Source organism: Streptomyces sp. 8P21H-1, assembly GCF_013302945.1.
The window spans coordinates 1-390 of the sequence record NZ_JABTYA010000305.1; the positions used below are offsets into that span (position 1 = coordinate 1).

Annotated in this window: 1 protein-coding gene; it reads left to right on the top strand. The window is 78.5% G+C overall.

Annotation, left to right across the window (positions count from 1 at the left end; translation table 11 throughout):
* A partial coding sequence (locus tag HO151_RS06465) for a hypothetical protein (RefSeq protein ID WP_173895134.1) occupies nt 1–390 on the top strand: 390 nt, incomplete at both ends.

Here is a 390-nt window from a genome sequence, read left to right on the forward strand (position 1 = left end):
CTGTCGCTGCTCGCGCTCGACGAGCGTCCCCACCCCGACCACCCCGCCGTGCCGCGCGGCCTCGCCGCCGCCAAGGACCTGGTGCACGCCCTCTCCGGGACCGGGGCCCGGGTGTGGGCACTGACCCGCGGCGCCGTCTCGGTCGACAGCCGTGACCCGCTGACCTCGCCGGTGCAGGCCGAGACCTGGGGCTTCGGCCGCGCCGTCGCCCTCGAACTGCCCGACACCTGGGGCGGCCTGGCCGATCTGCCCGCCGAGCCCGACGCCCGGACCCTCGCCCGGCTGGCCGCCCTCCTCGGCGGCGACGAGGACCAGATCGCCGTACGGCCCTCCGGCGCGTACGCCCGACGACTGGCCCGTATGCCGCTCCCCGAGCCGTCCGCGGGCACC